We start from the raw sequence: 19,372 nt of genomic DNA on the forward strand, positions 1-19,372 counted from the left end.
CCCAACATAACGCCTCGGAGATTCACTGCGGGGCATTTTACGTCTTGCCACCAATAAAAAAGCCGCCAGATCGAATGGCGGCTCGGTCTTTTCTGCGACTCAGCCTCATTAGCTGGCGAGGACGTTTCCAGTCGTGAAGGTAAAGGTACGGGAGAATGCTACGCCGTTAATCGTACCGGTGAGCGAAACCGTGTATTGCGCGTTCGGCGACAACGGCGTGGCGGGGTAAGCGACGCCCATCCACCTCGGCAGAATCTTATTCGGGTCCGTGGCCGAGTCCAGCACTTGCAAGGCGATCACGTGCGATGCCGAATCGGTCATCGTGGCGCTCTGCATGACGATGGTGTCATCCGGGTTGCCGGCGACCGCGACCGGCGTACCCCAATGACCGGATGTTGCAGGGGGCGTCGGCATTTCTCCAAAAGAGTCGTTCGCGACGCCGGTAGTGCCTTGGCATGGGAACGTTAACGGCGCGTTCGTTGTGATCTGCTGATAGTTGGCGAGTGCCAGGGAATACCACTCCTGCGGGAAACCGTTGTAGGTCGTCGCGACCTTGCCGATACCGACCGTGTTCATCGGTGCAACGGCAATCATGCTGTGATACACGCCCGAGATCAGGCCATAGATCGCTTGCTGTCCGTAGTGCGCTTCCGTCCACGTCGCATTCGTGTATAAACCGCCCGATACACCGCCGATCGGCGCGTTTTGCGGGAAACCGAAATGTGCCGCCCGATCAGCATACGAGACGCCTGTGAACCCGGAAGCACCCGCCGTTTCGGTATCGGACACAATATTGTTCGTAGCCTGATACTGCGCGTGAGCAGCCACCGACTGATCGAGCACGGTGTTTTCCTGAAGAGCAGGGAAACCGCACTGCTGGCGCTGCTGGTTGAGCAAGTTGAACGCGGCCAGATGGAAGCTGTCGGCCGGATACTGAGGCGTAGTCAGATTCGCCGGAGTCGTCGTTGCGGGCGTGCTGGCACCGCTTGCCGGGGCCGCAGGCGAAGCATCGCTGCTGCGGCCACCGCCACCGCCGCAAGCAGCCACCAGCAGCGATGCAGCGATCGCGGCCATCGAGAGTTTGAAGTTGTTCTGAATTGTCATTGTTGTTTCCGATCTAGTTGTTGCAGTCGCCCCCGCGATCTGCTTACTTTCATCTTATCGAGCGGTGTTCGAAGTCAAGGGGACTCGGAAGTCCGCCGCGAAACCGCTTTCTTCGTTTGGAAATTGCCGTTGGCCAAACGGCGGCGCAGGCATTGTAATACCCGGTACGGGTTCGAAATTCCGCACCGTTGTTTGATCGCAACCGTTTGCTATCGCTTCTGCCCGCGAGCGCGAAAGTTCTTCACCCTCAAGGCGACGAAAACGACGCCGAGCACTGCAGCGACGGCGACGGGCTGTGTCGCGCCGATTGAAGAGAGGAGTGCGGTTCCGCCCCAAAGGAGAATGAGAAAAGTCGTGAGCGCGCCGAATGCTTTGCTTTTCGACACGGCCGCGAGCTGCCGCCGGCCTGAGCCGAAACTTTGCGCGAAGCGAATGTTACTTTGCTCAAGGTCGAATACCTCCTGAGACCGCGCCGTCGCGCGATCTGCGCGGAAGTGCCTTTCGTACCGTTGGAAGCGCGAGTCGCCGCGGCCTTGTAGCCACGCCGCGACGCTGTCGCGAAAGAGGTAAGCGAAGTCCTGCATGGCTCAATGCGTCACGTCGGAGTGGAATTCGATCGCGCCGATCGCATCCGCTATGCACAGACCATCGGCCTCGCCGTAGTACGCACCGGTCTGAAGGTCCAGCCAGCCAAACTGCACGCGGCCGTCGCGCGAGAAAACGACGAGTCCAGCTTCAACGCTAAACTGTTGGGACATTAATCGAACTCCCTGTTGTGGTTATCGTTACTCGGTCTTCGACTTCGCCTGCTTTTTAGCGGAGCGCGACTTCAAGCTGTAGCTGCAGCCCGGACAGAAGAAGTCTTTCGCAAGTTCGATCCTTCCTTGCTCGTTGGAGATGATGTACTCCGTCTTACAGGTCCGGCACGGGGTCATCGTTAGCCGGGAGTGGATCGCCATTGCTCGGGTGAGGTGGATCGCGCGGTCGGGGCTAATGACCAACTCTTTGCCGAACATCTTCTCGGCGACGTCGATAGAGGCGATAAGCGCCTCAGGGATGTTGCCTCCATTGGCCAGCGCTGCTCGATAAAGCCATGCCAAAAACGTTCCCTGCAGGCGATGCGTCGGGTGCTCGACGTACCAGATAAGCGACGTCGGGTTGCAGCCGCACGGTGAACTGACGCGGTGGATCTCCCTGTAGGTGTTCCGTGCTTTTGTTGCGTTCAGCGTGAACAGATTGGTCGCAGTCGCAGCGCGGCAGCCTTGTGTCATAAGCGCCCGCGCATAGACATCGCGTTGAGCCCGGTCCAGCCGAAGTTCTGACCACGCGTGCTTGAATGGCAAGGTGGACGGCGGGAGCTGAGCCGTACGCATGAGGTAATGGGCGACCGCCTCGTTTGACAGCCATCCCGTGCGGTATTCTGTCCAGAACATGTTGTCGTCGAACCGCCATCTATAGAGCGGGAACTTGATCTCGCCGATCGCTGATTGGATGCGACGCATCGGCAGCCCTTTGAGGTAGTGCGCCAGTTCGAGGGAAAGTCCCAGCAGCGGTGCGGCCAAGACGTTCATGTGAAGGACATCCTTCAGCAGCGTCACATAAGAGCTGTTGTTGTGAAATATGTCGCGGCCGGTCATGCCATCGACTTCGGGCATCTTAGCCGTTAGCTCTTCCACCTTTCGCGAACGCAGGACGCCGTTGACGAACGTATCCCAGTCTCTGGGGTCCGGCAGGGTAGGGGACAACGCTAGGAACGGCATGTTCATGAGCGTCGCCTTCGGATCGGCGTGCGTGTCGAACAGTTCCATATTGTCCAGCGATAGGCCCAGCACGCCCTCCGCGTCGGGATACCGCGCAAGTACCTTGTGCATTGCGTCAGTGAGCGAATAGTTTTCGCGCTGGATCTTTTCGGCCAGGAAAGCCGGTAACGCGATGTTGGTCTCAATCGCGTCCAGAGTATTTTTTGACATTGTCGTTATCAATTTTTCTGTCATTCTGTGCGCCTCGCGGCGCACGTCGACGTGGGCGGTCTTAGCCCTTTTTACTTAGCGAGCCATGCGTCGAGTTCGCTCTGCGATTTGCGCATCATCGCGGACAACGTCTCCAGCATCGTACGATGCTCGGCAGGGCTGTCGCATGCCTGTATGGCCAGTTGCGCTGCGGTGAGCTTTCCGGCGAAGGATTCAAACGCGGCGGAAACGCCTTCCATCGTCTTTTGCACCTTTTCTGCGGCAGCGAGCGCAGCCTTGGCTTTCTCGCGGTTCTTCTCGACCTCGGTTACTTCTTGCTTCAATGCGTCCAAGGCTTGCGTAGTCTTCTTAAACTCGGCAGTTTTCTCTTCAAGCGCTTCGACTAGCGAGGTGAACCCGGGAGGCGTAACCAGCACCTCTTTCACTTGTACTTCGGGCTTCTTGTTCTCAAGCGCGTCAAGCAGACGCTTGATCTCCCTGTCTTTGTCTGCAACGTCTTTCTGCATGTCGCTCATCCCCGCAGTACGACGGTTGTAGAGATCATCCAAGCCGTCCAGTTGCTGCTGCTTTGCGGTCAGTGCCCGGGCCTTGGTGTCCAGTTCATCCTTAAGATGCTGTGCCTCGCGCTGCGCAAGGTCGAGTGCGGTCTTCGTGTCCTCAAGGACGGATGTGACGTTGTCTACCTGCTTTTGGCTATCGACAAGCGCTTTTTCTTGCTTCTGCAGCGCATCGAGGAGCTTTTTCACGTCTGCGCGCGTCATATCAGGCTTGGCTTGCTTCCGAGCCATCAGTTCATTAATGTGCGCGTCGCTGACGGTGGAGGAGGCCAGCATGTCGAGCTCGCCCACATTGAAGATGCGGATAGCCTCTTCGTTGTTACCAAAGCGTTCCCAGCATCGCATGTATTGGCGGGCTGCCGACTCCTTGATCTTCAGCGAGTTCTCGAAGAAGTCGTACGCCATGCGCGCCGCTTTGCGGTGAATCGAAACCGTGTCGCCGCCCTTCGCTACCAGATTGTTACGAATGAGGTAGTGGGCGTGAAAAAGTTGATTGCCGAGCGCAATCATCTCTGCGGAGATGCGTTCCCGCGACTCGGAAACGGCCATCATGGAGTCCGTCAGTTTCGCGACGAGCTCGTCCTCTGCGCCAAAAGCGTCTTTAGCGGCTTTTTCGATGGTGGTCCGGGTGATCCCTTTGTTATCGTCGCGCGGGACGATGAAGTCGGACATGGAATCGTCACCGAACGGAACCGGTAGATTGTGATTGAACTTATTCGGAATGTTTCCGGACGTCTCGCCTGACAGCATTTCTTCTCTCCGTTGTGTGCAGCGCTGACGGGCGCTGCCCTGCATGAGCGGGGCTCTCATCCCCGCACCCTATCGAACGACCGATCGGCTAAGTAACCAATCGTAAATTCTTCGTTACACCTTCCGAGGGCGAAAAGACGCATATTTCACCCCCTCTTTCGAGCGAGCGAGCGCGGACAAAAAGCCGAGCAGGCTGGTGTAAGTAATCGTTTAACGGTTAATATTTGTAACACTTTAACGTTTGCGTGGAAGGAACTTCCTAATCTGAGGGGTTGATCCAGGTCGAATATTCTGGTTCAGCGGCGACCTGCGCCCTGTGATTAGTAAGGGCGCTTTGTGAGGTGTCGGCGTACGTCAACACGGCGGCCATGGCGCGAGAGACGTCAACCGGCGATCTTTCCTGAACGAATCGCGCTTGAGCCGCAGCCAGTAGGGCAGCTCCTCCAGCGAGAGCAGGCCGGTTGGCAGATCCCGATGAAGCACGGCCTTGGGCGATGTGAAAATGCCCGCACCGGCAACCGGCCACATGCCTGGCAGTTGTTCACGAAGGAGTCGGAGCTTGGTCCGGTTCTGCGCTATTGGGGAGCGCCTATCCGCCGTTTCACCGTCGTGCGAGTTCGGGTGTGGTTCCCGGGCATCACTGACGGTGCAACGTGCCCGGACCAGTTCTTCGTCTCAAAGACGAAGATGCCGAAGGGCGTGACCGCAAGGTGATCGATCTCCGCCGTTGGAAAGGCCGTGCCCGGTGCGTGCTCGATCACCAACGGACCGTCGTGCAGATAGAACTCGTCGCCGCACAGGCAGCTGAGGGTGTTGCGCAACTTCGCCTGCGTCGCAGCCTCGCCAGCAGCGCCGATCGCGTCCGCCGAACGTGGCGCTGTGCGCGCCGAATGCGAAGTGCGCCGGCGACGCCTTCCTTTAGACCGTCTATATAGATAGTAGGCCCCGAGGGCGATCAGTAGTGGCCTGTAACGATTGAAACGGGAGTAATTCGACGTGTTGGGTCAAAGTACTTCCACTTTACGGGTTTGGGTTGCTCGTTGTATTTGCGGATGTAGCGCATGAGCTTTCGCTTGAGATCGGGTACCGAGGTGAACACGCCGCGCGAGATCACGTCACGCTCGATCTTGGCGAACCATAACTCCACCTGGTTGAGCCAGGACGAATAGGTCGGGGTGAAGTGCATATGAACTTGCGGGTGCTCGCTGAGAAACGCATCGACCTGCCGGGTCTTGTGCGCCGAGAGGTTGTCGGCAATGACATGAATTTCTTTGCCGCGGGGTTGGTTGGCCACGAGGTCGCTCAGGAACGCTACGAACTCGGCCGAGGTATGCCGCGTTGCCGTCTTGCCGAGGACTTCGCCAGTCTTTGTATTGAAGGCGGCGTACAGCGAAAGCGTGCCGTGTCTGAGGTACTCGAAGCCGTGACGCTCGGCGCGTCCCGGCGACAGGGGTAGCACAGGGTCTTTGCGATCGAGCGCCTGAATGGCAGTCTTCTCGTCGACGCTGAATACGGCCGCATGCTGCGGCGGGTTGAGATACAGCCCGATGACATCGGCCGCCTTGGTCTCGAAGTCCGGGTCATTGGAGGCAAGGTAGCCCTCCAGCCGATGCGGCTTGATGCCGTGTTTGGCCCAGATGCGGGCCACAGTCATGTGCGAGATGTCGCCGCCGAGTTCGGCCGCGAGCTTGCGCGTGGACCAGTGCGTGGAGCCGTCCGCGGGCGTGTGCCTGGTCGTACGCGCAAGCACTCGTGCTTCCACGCGATCGGTCACCTTGTAGCGTTCGCGCCCGGTGTGACGAGCGAACAAGCCCGCCAACCGCTCCGCAGCGAAGCGCTTGCTCCAGCGATCGATGTAGCTGTCGCTGCAATCGAGCTTGGCTCTGATCTCCGACCAGGTCAGCCCGTCAGCGAGCAGCAAGATCAGGCGAGCGCGACGTGCCGAATCCGCTCGCACGGTCCTCGCACTGGCTCGCCGCTGCAGTTCCATGATTTCGCTTTCGGTCAAGTTCATCGCGTCCTCCCAAGACGCAATGATACTTCCCATTTAAACGTTACAGTCCAGTAGTTTGATAAGCATGTGCTGGCTCCCTGATAAGCATGCTCTAAGCACGGCAGGGCCTACGCGAAGTCAAGGCTGCCCGCCCGCAGTCGCAGATGCGTCGAAAAAGCAAAAGGCGGTATGAAATCGGGAGCTTTCAAAGGCACGCACCTCGCTGGCAGGGCGTAAATTCGCATCTATCCCCGCGTCCACGACGCATCGACCCGAGTTGCGCATACCGATAGGCCGCGCGCTCGCATCCACTTTCCCCTGCTGTGAGTTGCTTCCGCCACGCCTTCAATCGAGCCGTGACGAAAGCGTCTCTCCGCGCGCCGCTTTTTCTCTGCTCACCCGAGCATCGAAAATCATCCAGCGCTGTATTGGCTGGACATCCCCTAGTGCGTCTTTTTCTGGAGAGAAAAATGCCGAAGCAGTTGGTTATGAAGGCGATGAAGTCGCCCGGCTGGTTGGTCGCTGTTTGCTTTGCCCTGTGGTTTGCGGCGCATTCGTTCTTCGCCTTTCTGTTTGTCTCTGCCACCGTCGCTGTCTGGATCAAGAGATCCATCAAGGCGGCGCTGAAAGAGGAGAAAGCTGAGGATTCGAAGGCGCCCGCGCACGCCGTTGTCGCTCCGGCTCCCGCCGACGCCAACGTCACGCCCATCAAACGTCAGTACGCCAAGTCCGCAGTGGTCGTTCCACTTAAGACAGGCACCGACAACTAGTCGCGACGCCTGAATGTCAAGACTGCCCGCTCGGGCGGTCTTGACCCCTCACCCAACGGGAAACCATCCCGTTGCGGGCATGGGTTCCCGTTCATTCGGAGATTCCCATGCAAGCAGAAGTAGCCGCATGGCAACTGGACATGTTCGACGCTCCGCCAGCGCCGATCACGCGTGCCCAGGCCAAGCCCGATCCGCTGCCCGATCCGCACCTGTGGAGCGGGGCGGTCAAAGACAAGATGGTCGACGCGTTGATCAGTCTCGCGACTGACAGCAGACGCGGCGACAACATGCCCGAGTCGCTAATGGACTGCGCTGCGTTGTTCAGCGAGCGACTCAAAAACCGAAAAAAGATGGAACTCGAGGACTACCGGGCCACGCTCGGATGGGCCATGGAGTTCTGGAATGGCGCCTTACCGTATAGGTTCGTGTGCCAGATCAACGGCGTCGATCCCGAGATCTTGCAGGACGTCATCCTGAGCAACCCTTTGCTCAAACGCGACATGGAAGAAGTGCGTCGCGAGTGCTTCGGCACGCTGCTCTAGGAGGTCGACTATGAGCACATCAAGATTCGGCCGGCTGTTCGGAACGCTTTTCGGCGTGCAACCCGCGACGCAGGCTCGGAATCGCTACCCCGCAAATCAATCATCGCCCGTCGAAGTCGGTAAAGGCGGAGAGAACGAGCGGCACATCGCGATCGCTGGTCAACCGATGCTCTTTCGCGACGAGGGCGATGTCGTCGTGCAGTTTCGCCCGGCGTTCGACTATGAGCTTCTGCCAACCGCCGTCGGAATGAAGCTGATACCTGCGCTCGCTCCGCATTGGGAAGTGCTGCGAGAGCACAAGGGTCCGCTGACAGCGGCGATTGCCGCCGCCGTTAGGGACGCTAACCCGACAGAGACGCCTTCCGAGCGTTCGGTTGCGGCAACCCGCCCAACCGCTGCGAGCGACGCGCGACCGACAAGAGAAATCGTCGAGACCGTAGCGTCGTCGCCAGCGCGGACCGCCGAGCCATCGCATCGGCCCAGTGAGCGCGCGCGACATGGCGTGCTGAAAGAGTGGGGCGAGAAGGAGTTCCCGGACGGCAAACGCCCGGGCCGGACTTACGAATCGTTCTGCATCACGCTCGAGAACCGTACAGGTGTGGACGTGCTGCAGGGCGAGGGTCTTCGCGACGCGATCGCAGAAGCACACTGCAAAGTTGGCGATCGCATAGAGGTCAGGCGCCTTGGCAAGATCAAGGTACCTGCCGTCGATAAACGTGGCCGACCCAAGCTCGATGCCAGCGGCGCGCAAGTGCTCTGGGACAAGTGGCTTTGGTCGATCTCCAAGAAATCTTAAAGGAGCTTTTTATGGCATCAGTAAACAAGGTCATCCTCGTGGGCAACCTCGGAGCGGACCCGGAAACGCGTTATCTGCCGAGCGGCGACGCGGTCGCCAACATTCGACTCGCAACGACGGATCGCTACAAGGACAAGTCCTCGGGCGAAACGAAAGAGCAGACCGAGTGGCATCGCGTTTCGTTCTTCGGTCGGCTGGCCGAAATCGTCAACGAGTATCTGAAAAAGGGCTCGTCGGTGTACATCGAAGGCAGAATCCGCACGCGAAAGTGGACGGACCAGGCCGGGCAAGAGCGGTATTCGACCGAGATCGTGGCGGACCAAATGCAGATGCTCGGCGGCCGCGCCTCTAGCGACCGTTCGTCGAACGACGGTTTCGAGAGTCAGCAGCCCGCGCGTCAGGAACGTTCGCAGCAGCCGCGACCGAGCAATCCCGCGCCGGCGAATCGTGAACCGCAATCGACGTCGTATGGCGGAGGCGGTGGCTTCGCAGATATGGATGACGACATACCCTTCCGATCGCATCTGATGGGCCGCGAGTGGGCTGCGATCTGATCCCGTAACGGCTCAGCTCACCTCCTGTTTCTTCTCACCTTCGTTGCTTCGTCGAATCGGAAACGGTCGACGAAGCCGCGAAGCGTCTCTTCCCTACGCGACGCGGCCTCGCTCGTCGCTACACCCGCGTTTCGCTTCCCCTGCTGAAAAAAGCCGCCCGTCGCTTCGCCGTTTTTCGGCGGGGCGGACGGCTTTTTTGAGCACGGTTTCGCCGCCTGTCCAGGCATCGACCTTAACCACCCCAAACTGGAGTGAACATGAATGTGAAGGACATCAAGCTGTCCCCGGAACAGTGGCTTGCGTTGCTCCAGAAGTACGGAGTGCCCGCGAGCTCGCTGACCGGGAAGGGCGCGCCTTGTCCCATCTGCGGAGGAAACGACCGCTTCACCTATGACAACAACCGTGGCCGCGGCGACTGGGTTTGCCGCAAGTGCAACGACGGCGACCGCAAGGCCGGCGACGGCTTCGAGCTGATCTGCAAGTCCGCCGGAATGACGTTCCGCGAGCTGATGGTCGAACTTGAAGGAGGGAGCCTTGCGGACGCTCGGAGAACTCGCGAGCGTCCAGACGCGCCCGCGCCGGGCCGAAAGGTCGATCCCGAGTGGGCGCGCAAGCGCCTCGACTCGATGTGGGATCGGGCGACGCTCGTCGGGTCCGATGGCCTCGTGCCGCGCTACCTGCGCGAACGGGTGCCGGGTTTGAAGGCTCCGCCGTCCCCGGCGCTGCGCATGGGGATGCTCGACTACTGGCACGACAAGAAGGTCATCGGGCAGTGGCCGGGCATCATCGCGCGCTTCACGCTGCCGGACGGCCGTCTGGGAACGCTGCATCGCACGTTCCTTGAACGCTCGAAGCCAGTGAAGGCGTCCATCGTTACTAACGATGGGGAGATCCTTCCAGCCAAGCTGAACGACGTGACGCTTCATAAGCTCAACGGCGGCGCAGTCCGGCTGATGGATCCGGTCGATGGAGAAATCGGCGTTGCCGAAGGTCTGGAGACGGCATACGCCGCGCACATGCTGTTTGGTGTGCCCGTCTGGTACTGCCTGAATCGAGTTCTTCTTGCCGATTTCGTTGTGCCGGAAGGCCTTGGCATTCGTGTGGTTCATATCTACGCCGACTTCGATGCTGTCGATCCACGTACCGGAAAGTCGCCGGGCGTCGACGCGGCGTTACAGCTGGCGAAGCGGCTCCGCGCTGAAGGGTACACGCCTATGGTTCATCGGCCGAAGAAGCGGGAGACCGACTTCGCAGACGAGTGGTGTGCGTCTCACCGTGCGCACGCCCCGACGTCTGCAGTGGTAGTGCGCCGCGAATTGCGCGAAGCACTGCATGTTTGATTCTTGGCGGCGTCTAGTCCGCTAACAGTAACTTTTGCCCGGTGGGGATTCGTCCCCCACTGGGCCGCAATCCGCCCGAGCTTATCCAATGGAGAAGAGGAAATGAGCTTCAGCATGATTGTTGGCCGGTATGAGATCGTCGCAACGTCCGGTGTCGAGAACGGATCGGTCAGAGTGGGAAAGTCTGAGGCGGAAGCCTACGACGTGATCGACCGCAAACGAGGTGGTCATGCCCGACTGGAGAAGCAGGGCGTCACGCTGGACACTGCTTGGTTTTACTGCATTCGTCGACAGGCGAGCGCACAAAGTGTATCTCTGCTGCATTGATACCCCCTGAAGACAAAAGCCCCGACCGTTTGGTCGGGGCTTTTTTATTTGGCGGCTAGTAATCAGCGCTTACTTGTAGCGCACGACGTACCACAAACGCCACCGTAGGACGAAGAACGTGACCTTCAGGAACGGAACGAGGATGCCAGTTGCCCAACACATAACGAACGCACTGGACCCGATCAACACCTGAGTAAAGCCGCTCTTCGGCAGGTACGCACAAACCCACATCACGATAAAAAACGCCATCACGATAATGATGCGTCGCGTGAAAAATGGCAGCGACATGAATCTAGCGTACATCATTGGGTCCTTCGGCTGAGCGGAACAAGGCGCGATGAAACAGATAAGCTGCCTCCAACGCAGCCAGCGCGGCGGCCACGAAGATCCACATGCGAACGCCGCGCGTCCAGTCGGCTTGCGCCAACATTCCTAAAAAGCCCATTTCTCCCTCCGTCGCCTATGCAGGCCTGAACTATACGTTCCTATCTTGTCAGCATTCTCGCATTGTCAAGCGGTCGCGAAGTAAGCGGTCGCGAAGAGCACCGACGCCCTTGCTCATCGCGGCGTCATCCTAGATTCAGATTTTCAGCCAGGAATGCGTAGTCGAAGTCTGGCTCGCCGTCGCCGACGGGTTGACTCGGTGCAGCTGTAACGACCGCGTCGCGCGCGGACGTAAGGATCGTTGGTCCGGCGATTGGTTGCCCGGTCGCAGCCGGCGCATCGCGCGTCCCCGGATGGTAGCTGACCGAAACGTTGCCTCGCAGCGCATCTTCGGCAAGGCGTTTCAACAGTGCCGCCCGCTGCCGAGGGCTGGAGATCGCAACCAGAGCGTCGAACAGCGCTGGCGTCACAACTTGGCTGATTGTTACCTTGATCTCCAAAGCGCCTGTCATGCGGGCACTCCTTCCCTGCGCTTCTTATCGCGCAGCATCGTTGCCTCGCCAGCGGCAAGAAACCCTTTGACGTTCGTGAAACACGGATCTGCCATATGGTCGATCCTCAAATGGGGAAAGCGCGCTTGTATCTCGAACTTGTAGAGAGCCGCACCCCCACCCGTGAGAACGATTGAGCGAATGTCCACGGTGTTTTTTACACCCGCCTGGATAGCTTTTACCGCAGCGTCTATGACCGTTTGCGCTCCAGGCAGGAACTCGCGAAGGTCGCAATCGTTCCCGTTGAGCAGCAACGTGGACCCGGTGCGCAACGCCTTGTCGATCCGCTCAATTCCCTGTGTGTCGATATGCAGCTTCTCCTTGATGACAGCCGCGATAGCTTCGTAATAGTGAGAGGCGCCGCTGTGATGACCTCCGCTGCGCTCCTCGTCGATCGTCAGCCCCGTTGCCACTACCCAGTCCGTGGTGAAGTAGCCAACGTCAATAATGAGGTGCGGGTCCTCTTTGTCGAACTCGTGATAGCGCGAGAAGTTGACCAATGCACCCAGAGGCTGCGGCAGCACGATGACGCTCCCCACATCGAAATTAACCTCGCCGTACGCATTTTTACCGGCGAAGGCACTGCGCAAATGCGCAACGTGGGTGTGGAAGTTGCGCATCGGCAGGCCGAGGACCAAGCGGTCGACCGATGCAATGTTGGCGAAATGAAACGCCCCTGCCAGCAACGCGGCATAGCTGGAAGTCGTGCAGTAGCCGTCGTTGAGCGTCGCGCCAGCATCGCCGGTGCGCGAACTCAACAGGACGCCCGGACCAACCTGATAGCGCTTACCTTCGACCTCCACCGCAATCGTCTTCGGCGTCGTGATCAATCCGGCGCTCTCCTTGGCGATCGTATGTGCTTTATACGGCGGCGTCAGCGACGGAAACATAAACGTTGAGACGTCTGATCCATTGCGAAAGGCAACCTTGGTGTTGCCATAACCGACGTCGACAGCAAGGACGGGCGCATGTACTTTCATTGCGTTCATTCTCTCTCCAGAGCATTTCAATAGGCCACACTCATCTGCCCGTTATCTGACAGAAAAGTGGCAGATAGGCGGTGACGATGGCGTTCTCTCTACCAACGTCCGGACAACCGTCAGTTATCTCCACCTCAACGGTGAGAAGCAAGAATGGATGCTGGGCCTTGCTTCAATCTGTTAGTTATCTGGACGAGTTCGGTGAGAAAAGTCCACGTCACACGCGTCCAACTCTACAGATCGCCACAGAAAGTCAAGGATGCAAAAGCTCACTACATTTAGGCAGCTTTCGAAAAATGAGTTGTCTTCTGAGCGGCTAATATTTCAATCACCAACCGCGCGACCAGCGCATCGAACCTCCTATACGGACCATCGAGGGGACCGCTTTGCCTAGCGAAAATCCCCTCTGTCACAGGCCGCAAAATCATGCGGCCTTTTTCTGAATCAAATCAAACGCACCGTGAGCCAAGTTGAGGAACACGGACACGCGATATCCATTGGGTTTGCGGGCAGTTCAGCCCGAGAAAGCAAGTTGAGTCGAGGTGCGAGCGGACACGAACACAGTCTCCTGCTGCGAACACCGACGCAGTCAACGAGCATGGACGCATCCTTACAGCACACGAAGCTGGGTACGTTGCATGAGGCCCGACACACCGCGGCGGATTCAACGCGCTTGGGGATGGGGGAGCGAGCAAGCCAGAAAGGCGAACTGCTCCCTGTACGGAAGACGAACGGTCGGCGCAACCGGAACAAAACGGCGCAAAAGCAATTACCGAGCAATTGGCCTCAGCGCATCAGTGCTAAGGCCGGCGCGGTAGCCGTAGCAGCGGCACAGCCCAATCGCGAAGCGAAATGCGCGCGGTTGGACTGCCGGCAGTAGTCGGGAGAGCAATCAACGCCGGGAGGTTCCGCGAAGCGGACCCGCGTTGATGTCTACCGGCAGCTAGTAGGCGGCGGTCAACACGCGAAGCGTGAGACTGGCAGCACGCAGCAATACGGACGGTCGATGCACGTTTCTTCCACGTGCGGGGCTGATCGAATGGAATCGCTAAAGGCGAGGAAGGTTGGACCCGGCGGGGTAACGCGGCGCGCGGCGCGAAGAGACGAGGAGATAGGCTCCCTGCGGTCCTCGCCCCGCGCCAAAGCGGATCGGGCACATGTCAGTGCCCGCGGACCTGGCGCAAAACAACGAGGAAACAATGCAGGCGGCGTTGGACGTATTCGTGCTCCGGAAAGCAGCAGCGGGCTCACATATTGTCGGATCGTATCACCGCGTCATCGGTCCAGTTTTCCTGAACGTATTTCGCTCACCGGGGCGGCCGACCCACTATGGGCTGACGCTGGACCTCAAGCAAGCGCACCGCTTTGAGCGCAACGCAGTCGATATAGACGGTTTCCTGGCGACGCTCGGCGAAGGCAATCGCGAGTTTGGCGTGCCCACCGGCAATTTGGCCTCGGTATGCAACAACTCTTCCGTCACCCAAGGGGCCTTCGCTGAGTGGGCACGAGACACCCCTTGGATAGAAGTTTTCGCACCTGCGCCGCCGATGTACTTGCGGGCATTCCAAGCCGGGATCGAGCGTAGCTCGCCATGGACGCGAGACATTTCGCAAGCACACCGCTTCAGTGCCCGGGAAATCCTGCTTGAGCCGTCGCTGAGGAGGATCGAGCCGCACGGACGGTTCGTCTCGCTAGCGGCGGATCTAGCCACCGTTACACGTGGGTCGAACGCCGCCCCGCAACGGTGGGTAAATTACCCGCTTGAGGCCGATTTAGCGTGGTCCATGTGGCAGCTGTCCGTGCGTTACGGTTTCGACGATGTAGGTGCGAGACGAGCTGCGCATAGGCATGCAGCGGCGGCCGGATGGGAATCTGCGGCGGCAGTTGTAAATGAGATATCCGGCCACATTGCACGGTAGCTCGAGTTGCGCCAATCGTTCGAGACAGGACGGGCGCTCTGCTATTCAACTAATCACTTGATCAAAAACGCACGGGGGAATTGCTAATGTCGGTCACCGTCAACGTTCGCTCTGAACTTCGTCGCTACAAGTTGCCAGAGGACTTCAAAGTCGCACTCGAACGGCTACTGGAGGACAACGTCGATCGCGTGCACAGCCGGACCCGCGTTAGTAGCAAGCCGCTGTCGATAAAAACACAGGGGTACAGAGTTCAAAAGATTTGCCGGGCGTTCGTTGAGCTTCGCGAAATTGGATACGCGCTGCAATCTCCGTGGGCTTTGAAGCAGAAGCATGTAGAGGCGCTTGTGGAGCTCTGGGTTAGTAAGAAGCAGACCGGAGGAACAATCGAGAACAAGCTGACCTATCTTCGCGCACTCGCCGAGTGGATGCATAAGCCAAACCTGATCGGCCCGTTGGAAAGTTACGTTGACCGTAAAGAGCACGGTCTTGTGCGCTCGTACATCGCGACCGAGGACAAGTCGTGGGACGGCAATGGAGTCGATCCGATCGAGAAGATGGCGGAGATTGCACAGACCGACAAGTACGTCGCTGTCCAACTCCGCCTTCAGCTGACCTTCGGCTTGCGCGTCGAGGAAAGCTTCCTTCTGCGCCCTGTTGAGTCAGTCGGCGATGACGGGATGCTCCACGTCACCCGGGGAACGAAAGGCGGTCGAAACCGGGTCGTCCCGATCGGTGACGGCCTAGACGTACTGAAGGAGGCGGCAGCCCTGACGAATCCGGTTTCAAAGACGACGATCCCGCTGGGATATACGAAGCAGCAGTGGAAAGACCGGTTCTATCGAGTGCTCCGCAAGCACGGCGTGCGCAAGAGCGCGCTCGGAATAACTGCCCACGGTCTACGCCACCAAAACTTCCACACCATGTACGAAGCGTTGGCAGGCGTTAAAGCGCCGGTTAAGGGAACAGGCGAGATTGCGCCGAAGGTGCAGCACGAGGAGGCCAGGCGTCAGGTGGTCGAAGCGGCAGGCCACAGCCGGCCATCGATTGCAAACGCGTATCTATCGACGCATAGGGTGCAGCTGCAAAAAGCGCCCGGCGTCACCCTCGATCAGGTCCGTGATGCCATCGTTAAGTTCGACGGCAACAAAAAGGCTGCCGCAAACTCCCTTCAGATCTCAAGGCAAAGCGTGTATCGAATCCTTAAGCGAAGCCGTGAGTGTGACAAATAGCAGAAAGTCCTAACTTGTCACACGCGAAAATTCTCGAATTCTCGTTTCGTGTCAGGGGGTTAGCGGAGAGGGACCCGCGCAAAGCGCGATATCAGTGATATGGCCCGTGGGTTCAGTCCCGCGCCTTTGGGTCAATTCAGGAGCCAATCCAGCGACCGGCTTGTCACAGCGTGATAGGTGAGAATGGCGGCCAAGGCGAGCACCACAGCGATCTGCGGTGCGAGCTTTGAGCGCAGGCGGTAAGCGGCGCGAAGGTAGTCGATGGGCGACATGTGTTTCCCCGTGGTGGTGGTCGCTGGCGCCAACTGGCCAGCACCAATCCAGTATGGACGCACAAGCCAGAAGTCAAGTTACCAGCGATTGCGGTCCGGCAGATCGTCAATTGCGAGGTTCACGCTGTTCTCGAAACTGCCCTCGTCACCGCCGGTCGCAGGAATGCGCGGAAACTGAATCGAGGCTATGCCGTCGATGTAGACGCGTTTCGCAAGTTGCTGGAGTTTCCGGTATCTCGCAGCATCGTTGAGCACTGTGTCGACAGGCCAGAAGTCGCTCAAGGTGATCTTGCTGTCGACGATTTTCGCCGCCAGCATGGCGAACACTGGGCCGCGCTTCTCCCAGTCGCCTTCCGTTCGTGCCAAGAGGTTGATCAGGAACGGCGCATCGAGGGCACTGACTTCTTTTCTGATCAGCTTGAGCAGATCGCCTTCCTTCGCAACTGGACGTCGCGTCCGGGCGTTCCAGATCGCGCCCGCCTGCGCAAGGGCTGCGTGCCGGTCGTCGCCGATCGCGATCCAAGGCGTTTGCATGCCGCAGTCTTCGCAAAAGATGCAGCAAACCTTTTCTTGCGGGATCGCAAAGAGCGAGCGCGCTTCAAGGTCGTTTATCTGCGGAGCAGCTCGGTCGTCGGCGCTCAGATAGTCACTCGCGGGCGCCGATAGGCGCTTCAATAGCCGGTGCGAGTAGCCAAAGGCCCATTTTCCGCCGCAATGGTCGCAGGGGAAGAGCTCGTCAGTCATGGCAGCGTGGTCCGGGGCGTTCGCCGATCGTTGGCGAAAAGGGTGTGGGCGGATGCATTATAGCGGCGCTCGTTTCCGGCCAAATTAGGAAACAACCCCGAACTTTACAAGACCTTACAGACTACGCGGCGGATTGGCGGCGATTGCGTTGTAATCCTCGTGGCTGACCAAGCAAATGGGCCTCAAAGAAGGGGCGTCGAAAAGTAACCGATACGATCTGCCAACGGGGACCAATAGGAGCTTGCCGGCGGACGCAGCTCAAGGATCCTGGAGTCAGCGCGAGCCAGACGAATCCTGAGGTGCTCGATCTGCGAGAAAGCGAAATCGTACTGCTTCGCGAGCATTGCAAGCGCCGAGAAGGGCGTCAGGGCGGCACCGCAGTCAGAGCAGGAGACGGTGCCGCTGTGTTTATCCAGGCGAATATGACGATGCGGGCAGTCGTTGCCGTGACTGCGCGCGTCGTTAGTACGGAGACGCGTAAAAGGAAGGATGTTGCTCATTCAGGGGTCAACGAGTGCTCCGCGTCGCTAGACGGACAACGTCCAATGTCGCCAGCTGTGCTGCGGGAAACAAAATCCGAGCAATTCTCGCATCTCGCCGATAGTGTCACTCGACATTATCGAGATATCGCCGAAAGGCTGCGTCGTCAGAGAGACGCCCCCCAATCGAACAATGCGCGAGACGTAAATCGGTCGGCATCGACGCGTGTTGTTCAAGTGCACGAATATGTCCGGCATCCGGCAGCCACCACCTGTTCCAACGGACCGTGAAGGCCAGCCAGCTACGCGCTGAGCTATCGATCTCTGCCCACGACGCTCGGAAGTCGAGGATCGCGCCAAGGGTGCTGAAGAACACGATGCGCGCACCGTTGTCGTCGGCGGCTGCGACAACGATCTGCTTGCGCTGCTCATCGACCGGGTCGATTGAACTTGCCATTGCGAGCGCGGGGTAGCTCACCTGCCAGTCGGCGTCGCGAGCCGTCGCGTGTTTTAGAAAGAACGAATTCGAGCTCACGTGCTGTATCGGGGAGTTGAAGACTGGGTCAAGGTATCGGGATGATGTCCGCTGTCAAGTCAAGCGGCGGCCGGCAGTCGTACCGACGCCAGTTCTGCTGGCGGTGTCCACTCGACACAAGGCGTTGTAGTGCGCGCGTACCGCGCCTGCTTTTCCTTTTTGCGCTCAAGGTACTGCGGGTTGCCTTGCATGCCATAGACTTCGATCGCAGTCGGGGGCTCGGTGTCCGTCAGTTGAAAGTCCGGCAGCAGTTCATCGCCGCTCTCAAGTCTGAGCTGCTTGGTAAAGCGGCGGCGCTCCGCGACCAGCCGGTTGGCCATCGCGGCTTCGTAGCTGGAGTCGCAAGGTATGAAGCTGCTGTTGCACAGTTGTAGGGCGATGTCGACGACTCGAAGGTTGCCTTCTTTGGTCCGCTCGATGACCGCTAACACCACGATCCGCGCGCTCGCGTCGCCGACCATGGCCCATGCAGATCGGAATGAGGCGGCCGCCATCTCAATCAACTGCTTTGAAGCGAAGAAGGTGCGCTTCGTCTGGCGAAGCTTGACGACGAAGCCATATTTGGAAGCATCGACCGCGCGCAACTCGCCGAGCACCAAGCCACGCTGCGACGCCTTGGGCGTCGTTTCAATCCGCCCGAGAAAGTCATCGAAATCCGCGACGATGGATTGTGCTTCGTTTTCGTCATAGCGACGCATGACGTGCAGGACTTTCTGCATCGGCTTACCGTTGAGTTTGCCGTCTCCCAGTGCGGCCACGAGCTGAGCGTTGCATTGGCCCCAACTGCGCGTAGAGGCACCCGTCCAGGTATGCAAATCCGCTTCGATCCAAAGACGTTGCAGGAAGCCGAGTAGCGGCGCTGCCCGGCGCGTGCTGCCGGGCCCTGACGTGTTCGCGGACAGGCGAGGAGAGGTTTCGACTGTTTTGACAAAGAGGAAGGCGTCGAGCTTGACGTTCAGGCCCGCAGGCGTGTGCTGGATTGCATCGGCGGCGTCGGACTTGCTCTTGCCGGCCGCAGCGGCCGCCGCATAGAAAGGGCACTGGGAGTTGTGGTACGGCCCTTCGTCGGGCCATCGCGCGAGATGGAAAAGCGCGCCGTAGCGACGAACTACGAGACGCAGCGGTTGGCCCGCACGCCATGAGTTGCATCGACACGCCGCATAGCCCGGCGACTTCTTGGCACGCTCGAGCTGGCGCGCGTAGCGTGCCGGGCTGTTCTGAACGTCCTCAAGTGAAACGGTGAGATTGTCAAAGGAGACGTGAACCATGTCCTTCGGCCTCTCGCAGGGTGGAATGCGCCTGGTGGCTGGGGACCTTGTGAACATGGGCGCGAGTGCCCAACAGATTGGCCATCTGGCGCACACTCAGGCAGAACTGCTCTGCGTGGAAAGTGCTGGGAAACTGCACGCCGACGGTCGACACAGCGCCAGGAGCGGCATAGTCACGAGAAAATACCGAGCCAGCGCCGATAAGTGCGTCCAGCCATGAGTCCGGGAATCCAGCGGCCGGCTCTGCATCTGCGCGTGCGCCTGCCGGGTCATCTCTGATGTCTTCGAAGCTAACTATGATGAGGTCC

The 19,372-nt window shown here is 59.1% G+C and carries 23 protein-coding genes; 8 read left to right on the plus strand and 15 right to left on the minus strand.

Features of this window, described 5'->3' with window-relative positions:
• Positions 1 to 108 precede the first annotated feature (108 nt).
• From LY284_RS35580 to LY284_RS35610, 7 genes are all read right to left on the minus strand, one after another.
• Positions 109 to 1,104 (minus strand): CAP domain-containing protein, encoded by a 996-nt coding sequence (locus LY284_RS35580; RefSeq protein WP_233391856.1) that lies wholly within the window; start codon positions 1,102 to 1,104, stop codon positions 109 to 111.
• 209 nt (positions 1,105 to 1,313) lie between these two features.
• Positions 1,314 to 1,688 carry a hypothetical protein gene (locus LY284_RS35585; RefSeq protein ID WP_233391857.1) on the minus strand — a complete coding sequence of 125 codons (375 nt, stop codon included), beginning with the start codon at positions 1,686 to 1,688 and terminating at the stop codon, positions 1,314 to 1,316.
• Positions 1,689 to 1,691: 3 nt separating this feature from the next.
• The gene (locus LY284_RS35590; RefSeq protein WP_233391860.1) at positions 1,692 to 1,862 is read right to left on the minus strand and encodes a hypothetical protein; all 171 of its coding nucleotides are present in this window, start codon (positions 1,860 to 1,862) and stop codon (positions 1,692 to 1,694) included.
• Between the two features lie 27 nt (positions 1,863 to 1,889).
• The gene (locus LY284_RS35595) at positions 1,890 to 3,098 is read right to left on the minus strand and encodes a FlhC family transcriptional regulator (protein ID WP_233391862.1); all 1,209 of its coding nucleotides are present in this window, start codon (positions 3,096 to 3,098) and stop codon (positions 1,890 to 1,892) included.
• 47 nt (positions 3,099 to 3,145) lie between these two features.
• Positions 3,146 to 4,381 carry a hypothetical protein gene (locus tag LY284_RS35600; RefSeq protein ID WP_233391864.1) on the minus strand — a complete coding sequence of 412 codons (1,236 nt, stop codon included), beginning with the start codon at positions 4,379 to 4,381 and terminating at the stop codon, positions 3,146 to 3,148.
• A gap of 575 nt (positions 4,382 to 4,956) precedes the next feature.
• A complete protein-coding gene (locus LY284_RS35605; RefSeq protein WP_233391866.1) occupies positions 4,957 to 5,202 on the minus strand; it encodes a nuclease-related domain-containing protein in 246 nt (81 codons plus the stop codon).
• A gap of 134 nt (positions 5,203 to 5,336) precedes the next feature.
• A complete protein-coding gene (locus LY284_RS35610) occupies positions 5,337 to 6,395 on the minus strand; it encodes an IS630 family transposase (protein WP_233391868.1) in 1,059 nt (352 codons plus the stop codon).
• A 449-nt stretch (positions 6,396 to 6,844) separates the two neighbouring features.
• Between LY284_RS35610 and LY284_RS35615 the strand changes: the two genes are divergently transcribed.
• The 6 genes from LY284_RS35615 to LY284_RS35640 all read left to right on the plus strand — a co-directional run bounded on the left by LY284_RS35615 (position 6,845) and on the right by LY284_RS35640 (position 10,703).
• Complete coding sequence (locus LY284_RS35615) at positions 6,845 to 7,144, plus strand: hypothetical protein (protein ID WP_053572386.1); 300 nt, start codon at positions 6,845 to 6,847, stop codon at positions 7,142 to 7,144.
• Positions 7,145 to 7,251: 107 nt separating this feature from the next.
• A complete protein-coding gene (locus LY284_RS35620) occupies positions 7,252 to 7,686 on the plus strand; it encodes a hypothetical protein (RefSeq protein ID WP_233391870.1) in 435 nt (144 codons plus the stop codon).
• 10 nt (positions 7,687 to 7,696) lie between these two features.
• Positions 7,697 to 8,482 carry a hypothetical protein gene (locus LY284_RS35625; RefSeq protein ID WP_233391871.1) on the plus strand — a complete coding sequence of 262 codons (786 nt, stop codon included), beginning with the start codon at positions 7,697 to 7,699 and terminating at the stop codon, positions 8,480 to 8,482.
• Positions 8,483 to 8,493: 11 nt separating this feature from the next.
• Positions 8,494 to 9,036, plus strand: a complete 543-nt coding sequence (locus LY284_RS35630) for a single-stranded DNA-binding protein (protein WP_233391873.1) — start codon at positions 8,494 to 8,496, stop codon at positions 9,034 to 9,036.
• Positions 9,037 to 9,293: 257 nt separating this feature from the next.
• Positions 9,294 to 10,376, plus strand: a complete 1,083-nt coding sequence (locus tag LY284_RS35635) for a primase-helicase zinc-binding domain-containing protein (protein WP_233391876.1) — start codon at positions 9,294 to 9,296, stop codon at positions 10,374 to 10,376.
• 102 nt (positions 10,377 to 10,478) lie between these two features.
• A complete protein-coding gene (locus tag LY284_RS35640; RefSeq protein ID WP_233391878.1) occupies positions 10,479 to 10,703 on the plus strand; it encodes a hypothetical protein in 225 nt (74 codons plus the stop codon).
• 292 nt (positions 10,704 to 10,995) lie between these two features.
• On the opposite strand, the gene LY284_RS35645 is transcribed toward LY284_RS35640, so the two are convergent.
• The 3 genes from LY284_RS35645 to LY284_RS35655 all read right to left on the minus strand — a co-directional run bounded on the left by LY284_RS35645 (position 10,996) and on the right by LY284_RS35655 (position 12,627).
• Positions 10,996 to 11,148 carry a hypothetical protein gene (locus LY284_RS35645; RefSeq protein WP_233391880.1) on the minus strand — a complete coding sequence of 51 codons (153 nt, stop codon included), beginning with the start codon at positions 11,146 to 11,148 and terminating at the stop codon, positions 10,996 to 10,998.
• A gap of 124 nt (positions 11,149 to 11,272) precedes the next feature.
• On the minus strand, positions 11,273 to 11,599 hold the full coding sequence (locus LY284_RS35650; RefSeq protein WP_233391883.1) for a hypothetical protein: 327 nt from the start codon (positions 11,597 to 11,599) through the stop codon (positions 11,273 to 11,275).
• Positions 11,596 to 12,627 carry a PRTRC system protein D gene (locus LY284_RS35655; protein ID WP_233391886.1) on the minus strand — a complete coding sequence of 344 codons (1,032 nt, stop codon included), beginning with the start codon at positions 12,625 to 12,627 and terminating at the stop codon, positions 11,596 to 11,598. Before LY284_RS35655 ends, LY284_RS35650 begins: the two co-directional genes overlap by 4 nt.
• Positions 12,628 to 13,775: 1,148 nt before the next feature.
• Between LY284_RS35655 and LY284_RS35660 the strand changes: the two genes are divergently transcribed.
• Positions 13,776 to 14,537, plus strand: a complete 762-nt coding sequence (locus LY284_RS35660) for a hypothetical protein (RefSeq protein WP_233391888.1) — start codon at positions 13,776 to 13,778, stop codon at positions 14,535 to 14,537.
• 86 nt (positions 14,538 to 14,623) lie between these two features.
• Positions 14,624 to 15,766 (plus strand): integrase domain-containing protein, encoded by a 1,143-nt coding sequence (locus LY284_RS35665; RefSeq protein ID WP_233391889.1) that lies wholly within the window; start codon positions 14,624 to 14,626, stop codon positions 15,764 to 15,766.
• A gap of 131 nt (positions 15,767 to 15,897) precedes the next feature.
• Here the strand turns inward: LY284_RS35665 and LY284_RS35670 are convergent, their stop codons facing one another.
• From LY284_RS35670 to LY284_RS35690, 5 genes are all read right to left on the minus strand, one after another.
• Entirely contained in the window at positions 15,898 to 16,038 is a 141-nt protein-coding gene (locus LY284_RS35670; protein ID WP_233391891.1) for a hypothetical protein, read from the minus strand.
• A 78-nt stretch (positions 16,039 to 16,116) separates the two neighbouring features.
• Complete coding sequence (locus LY284_RS35675) at positions 16,117 to 16,782, minus strand: Lar family restriction alleviation protein (protein WP_233391893.1); 666 nt, start codon at positions 16,780 to 16,782, stop codon at positions 16,117 to 16,119.
• A 182-nt stretch (positions 16,783 to 16,964) separates the two neighbouring features.
• On the minus strand, positions 16,965 to 17,282 hold the full coding sequence (locus LY284_RS35680) for a hypothetical protein (RefSeq protein WP_233391895.1): 318 nt from the start codon (positions 17,280 to 17,282) through the stop codon (positions 16,965 to 16,967).
• 106 nt (positions 17,283 to 17,388) lie between these two features.
• Positions 17,389 to 17,796, minus strand: coding sequence for a hypothetical protein (locus tag LY284_RS35685; RefSeq protein ID WP_233391896.1), 408 nt, complete (start codon positions 17,794 to 17,796; stop codon positions 17,389 to 17,391).
• Positions 17,797 to 17,855: 59 nt separating this feature from the next.
• Positions 17,856 to 19,064 carry a DUF1173 family protein gene (locus LY284_RS35690; protein WP_233391899.1) on the minus strand — a complete coding sequence of 403 codons (1,209 nt, stop codon included), beginning with the start codon at positions 19,062 to 19,064 and terminating at the stop codon, positions 17,856 to 17,858.
• Positions 19,065 to 19,372 lie beyond the last annotated feature (308 nt).

Origin of the sequence: Caballeronia sp. PC1, assembly GCF_021353155.1 — a bacterium.
Taxonomy (GTDB): domain Bacteria; phylum Pseudomonadota; class Gammaproteobacteria; order Burkholderiales; family Burkholderiaceae; genus Caballeronia; species Caballeronia cordobensis.

Bases quoted from the DNA above. Each gene is read 5' to 3' on its own strand.
- LY284_RS35580 (WP_233391856.1), bottom strand. From the start codon at position 1,104: ATGACAATTCAGAACAACTTCAAACTCTCGATGGCCGCGATCGCTGCA.
- LY284_RS35585 (WP_233391857.1), bottom strand. From the start codon at position 1,688: ATGCAGGACTTCGCTTACCTCTTTCGCGACAGCGTCGCGGCGTGGCTA.
- LY284_RS35590 (WP_233391860.1), bottom strand. From the start codon at position 1,862: ATGTCCCAACAGTTTAGCGTTGAAGCTGGACTCGTCGTTTTCTCGCGC.
- LY284_RS35595 (WP_233391862.1), bottom strand. From the start codon at position 3,098: ATGACAGAAAAATTGATAACGACAATGTCAAAAAATACTCTGGACGCG.
- LY284_RS35600 (WP_233391864.1), bottom strand. From the start codon at position 4,381: ATGCTGTCAGGCGAGACGTCCGGAAACATTCCGAATAAGTTCAATCAC.
- LY284_RS35610 (WP_233391868.1), bottom strand. From the start codon at position 6,395: ATGAACTTGACCGAAAGCGAAATCATGGAACTGCAGCGGCGAGCCAGT.
- LY284_RS35615 (WP_053572386.1), top strand. From the start codon at position 6,845: ATGCCGAAGCAGTTGGTTATGAAGGCGATGAAGTCGCCCGGCTGGTTG.
- LY284_RS35620 (WP_233391870.1), top strand. From the start codon at position 7,252: ATGCAAGCAGAAGTAGCCGCATGGCAACTGGACATGTTCGACGCTCCG.
- LY284_RS35625 (WP_233391871.1), top strand. From the start codon at position 7,697: ATGAGCACATCAAGATTCGGCCGGCTGTTCGGAACGCTTTTCGGCGTG.
- LY284_RS35630 (WP_233391873.1), top strand. From the start codon at position 8,494: ATGGCATCAGTAAACAAGGTCATCCTCGTGGGCAACCTCGGAGCGGAC.
- LY284_RS35635 (WP_233391876.1), top strand. From the start codon at position 9,294: ATGAATGTGAAGGACATCAAGCTGTCCCCGGAACAGTGGCTTGCGTTG.
- LY284_RS35640 (WP_233391878.1), top strand. From the start codon at position 10,479: ATGAGCTTCAGCATGATTGTTGGCCGGTATGAGATCGTCGCAACGTCC.
- LY284_RS35645 (WP_233391880.1), bottom strand. From the start codon at position 11,148: ATGGGCTTTTTAGGAATGTTGGCGCAAGCCGACTGGACGCGCGGCGTT.
- LY284_RS35650 (WP_233391883.1), bottom strand. From the start codon at position 11,599: ATGACAGGCGCTTTGGAGATCAAGGTAACAATCAGCCAAGTTGTGACG.
- LY284_RS35655 (WP_233391886.1), bottom strand. From the start codon at position 12,627: ATGAACGCAATGAAAGTACATGCGCCCGTCCTTGCTGTCGACGTCGGT.
- LY284_RS35660 (WP_233391888.1), top strand. From the start codon at position 13,776: ATGTCAGTGCCCGCGGACCTGGCGCAAAACAACGAGGAAACAATGCAG.
- LY284_RS35665 (WP_233391889.1), top strand. From the start codon at position 14,624: ATGTCGGTCACCGTCAACGTTCGCTCTGAACTTCGTCGCTACAAGTTG.
- LY284_RS35670 (WP_233391891.1), bottom strand. From the start codon at position 16,038: ATGTCGCCCATCGACTACCTTCGCGCCGCTTACCGCCTGCGCTCAAAG.
- LY284_RS35675 (WP_233391893.1), bottom strand. From the start codon at position 16,782: ATGACTGACGAGCTCTTCCCCTGCGACCATTGCGGCGGAAAATGGGCC.
- LY284_RS35680 (WP_233391895.1), bottom strand. From the start codon at position 17,282: ATGAGCAACATCCTTCCTTTTACGCGTCTCCGTACTAACGACGCGCGC.
- LY284_RS35690 (WP_233391899.1), bottom strand. From the start codon at position 19,064: ATGGTTCACGTCTCCTTTGACAATCTCACCGTTTCACTTGAGGACGTT.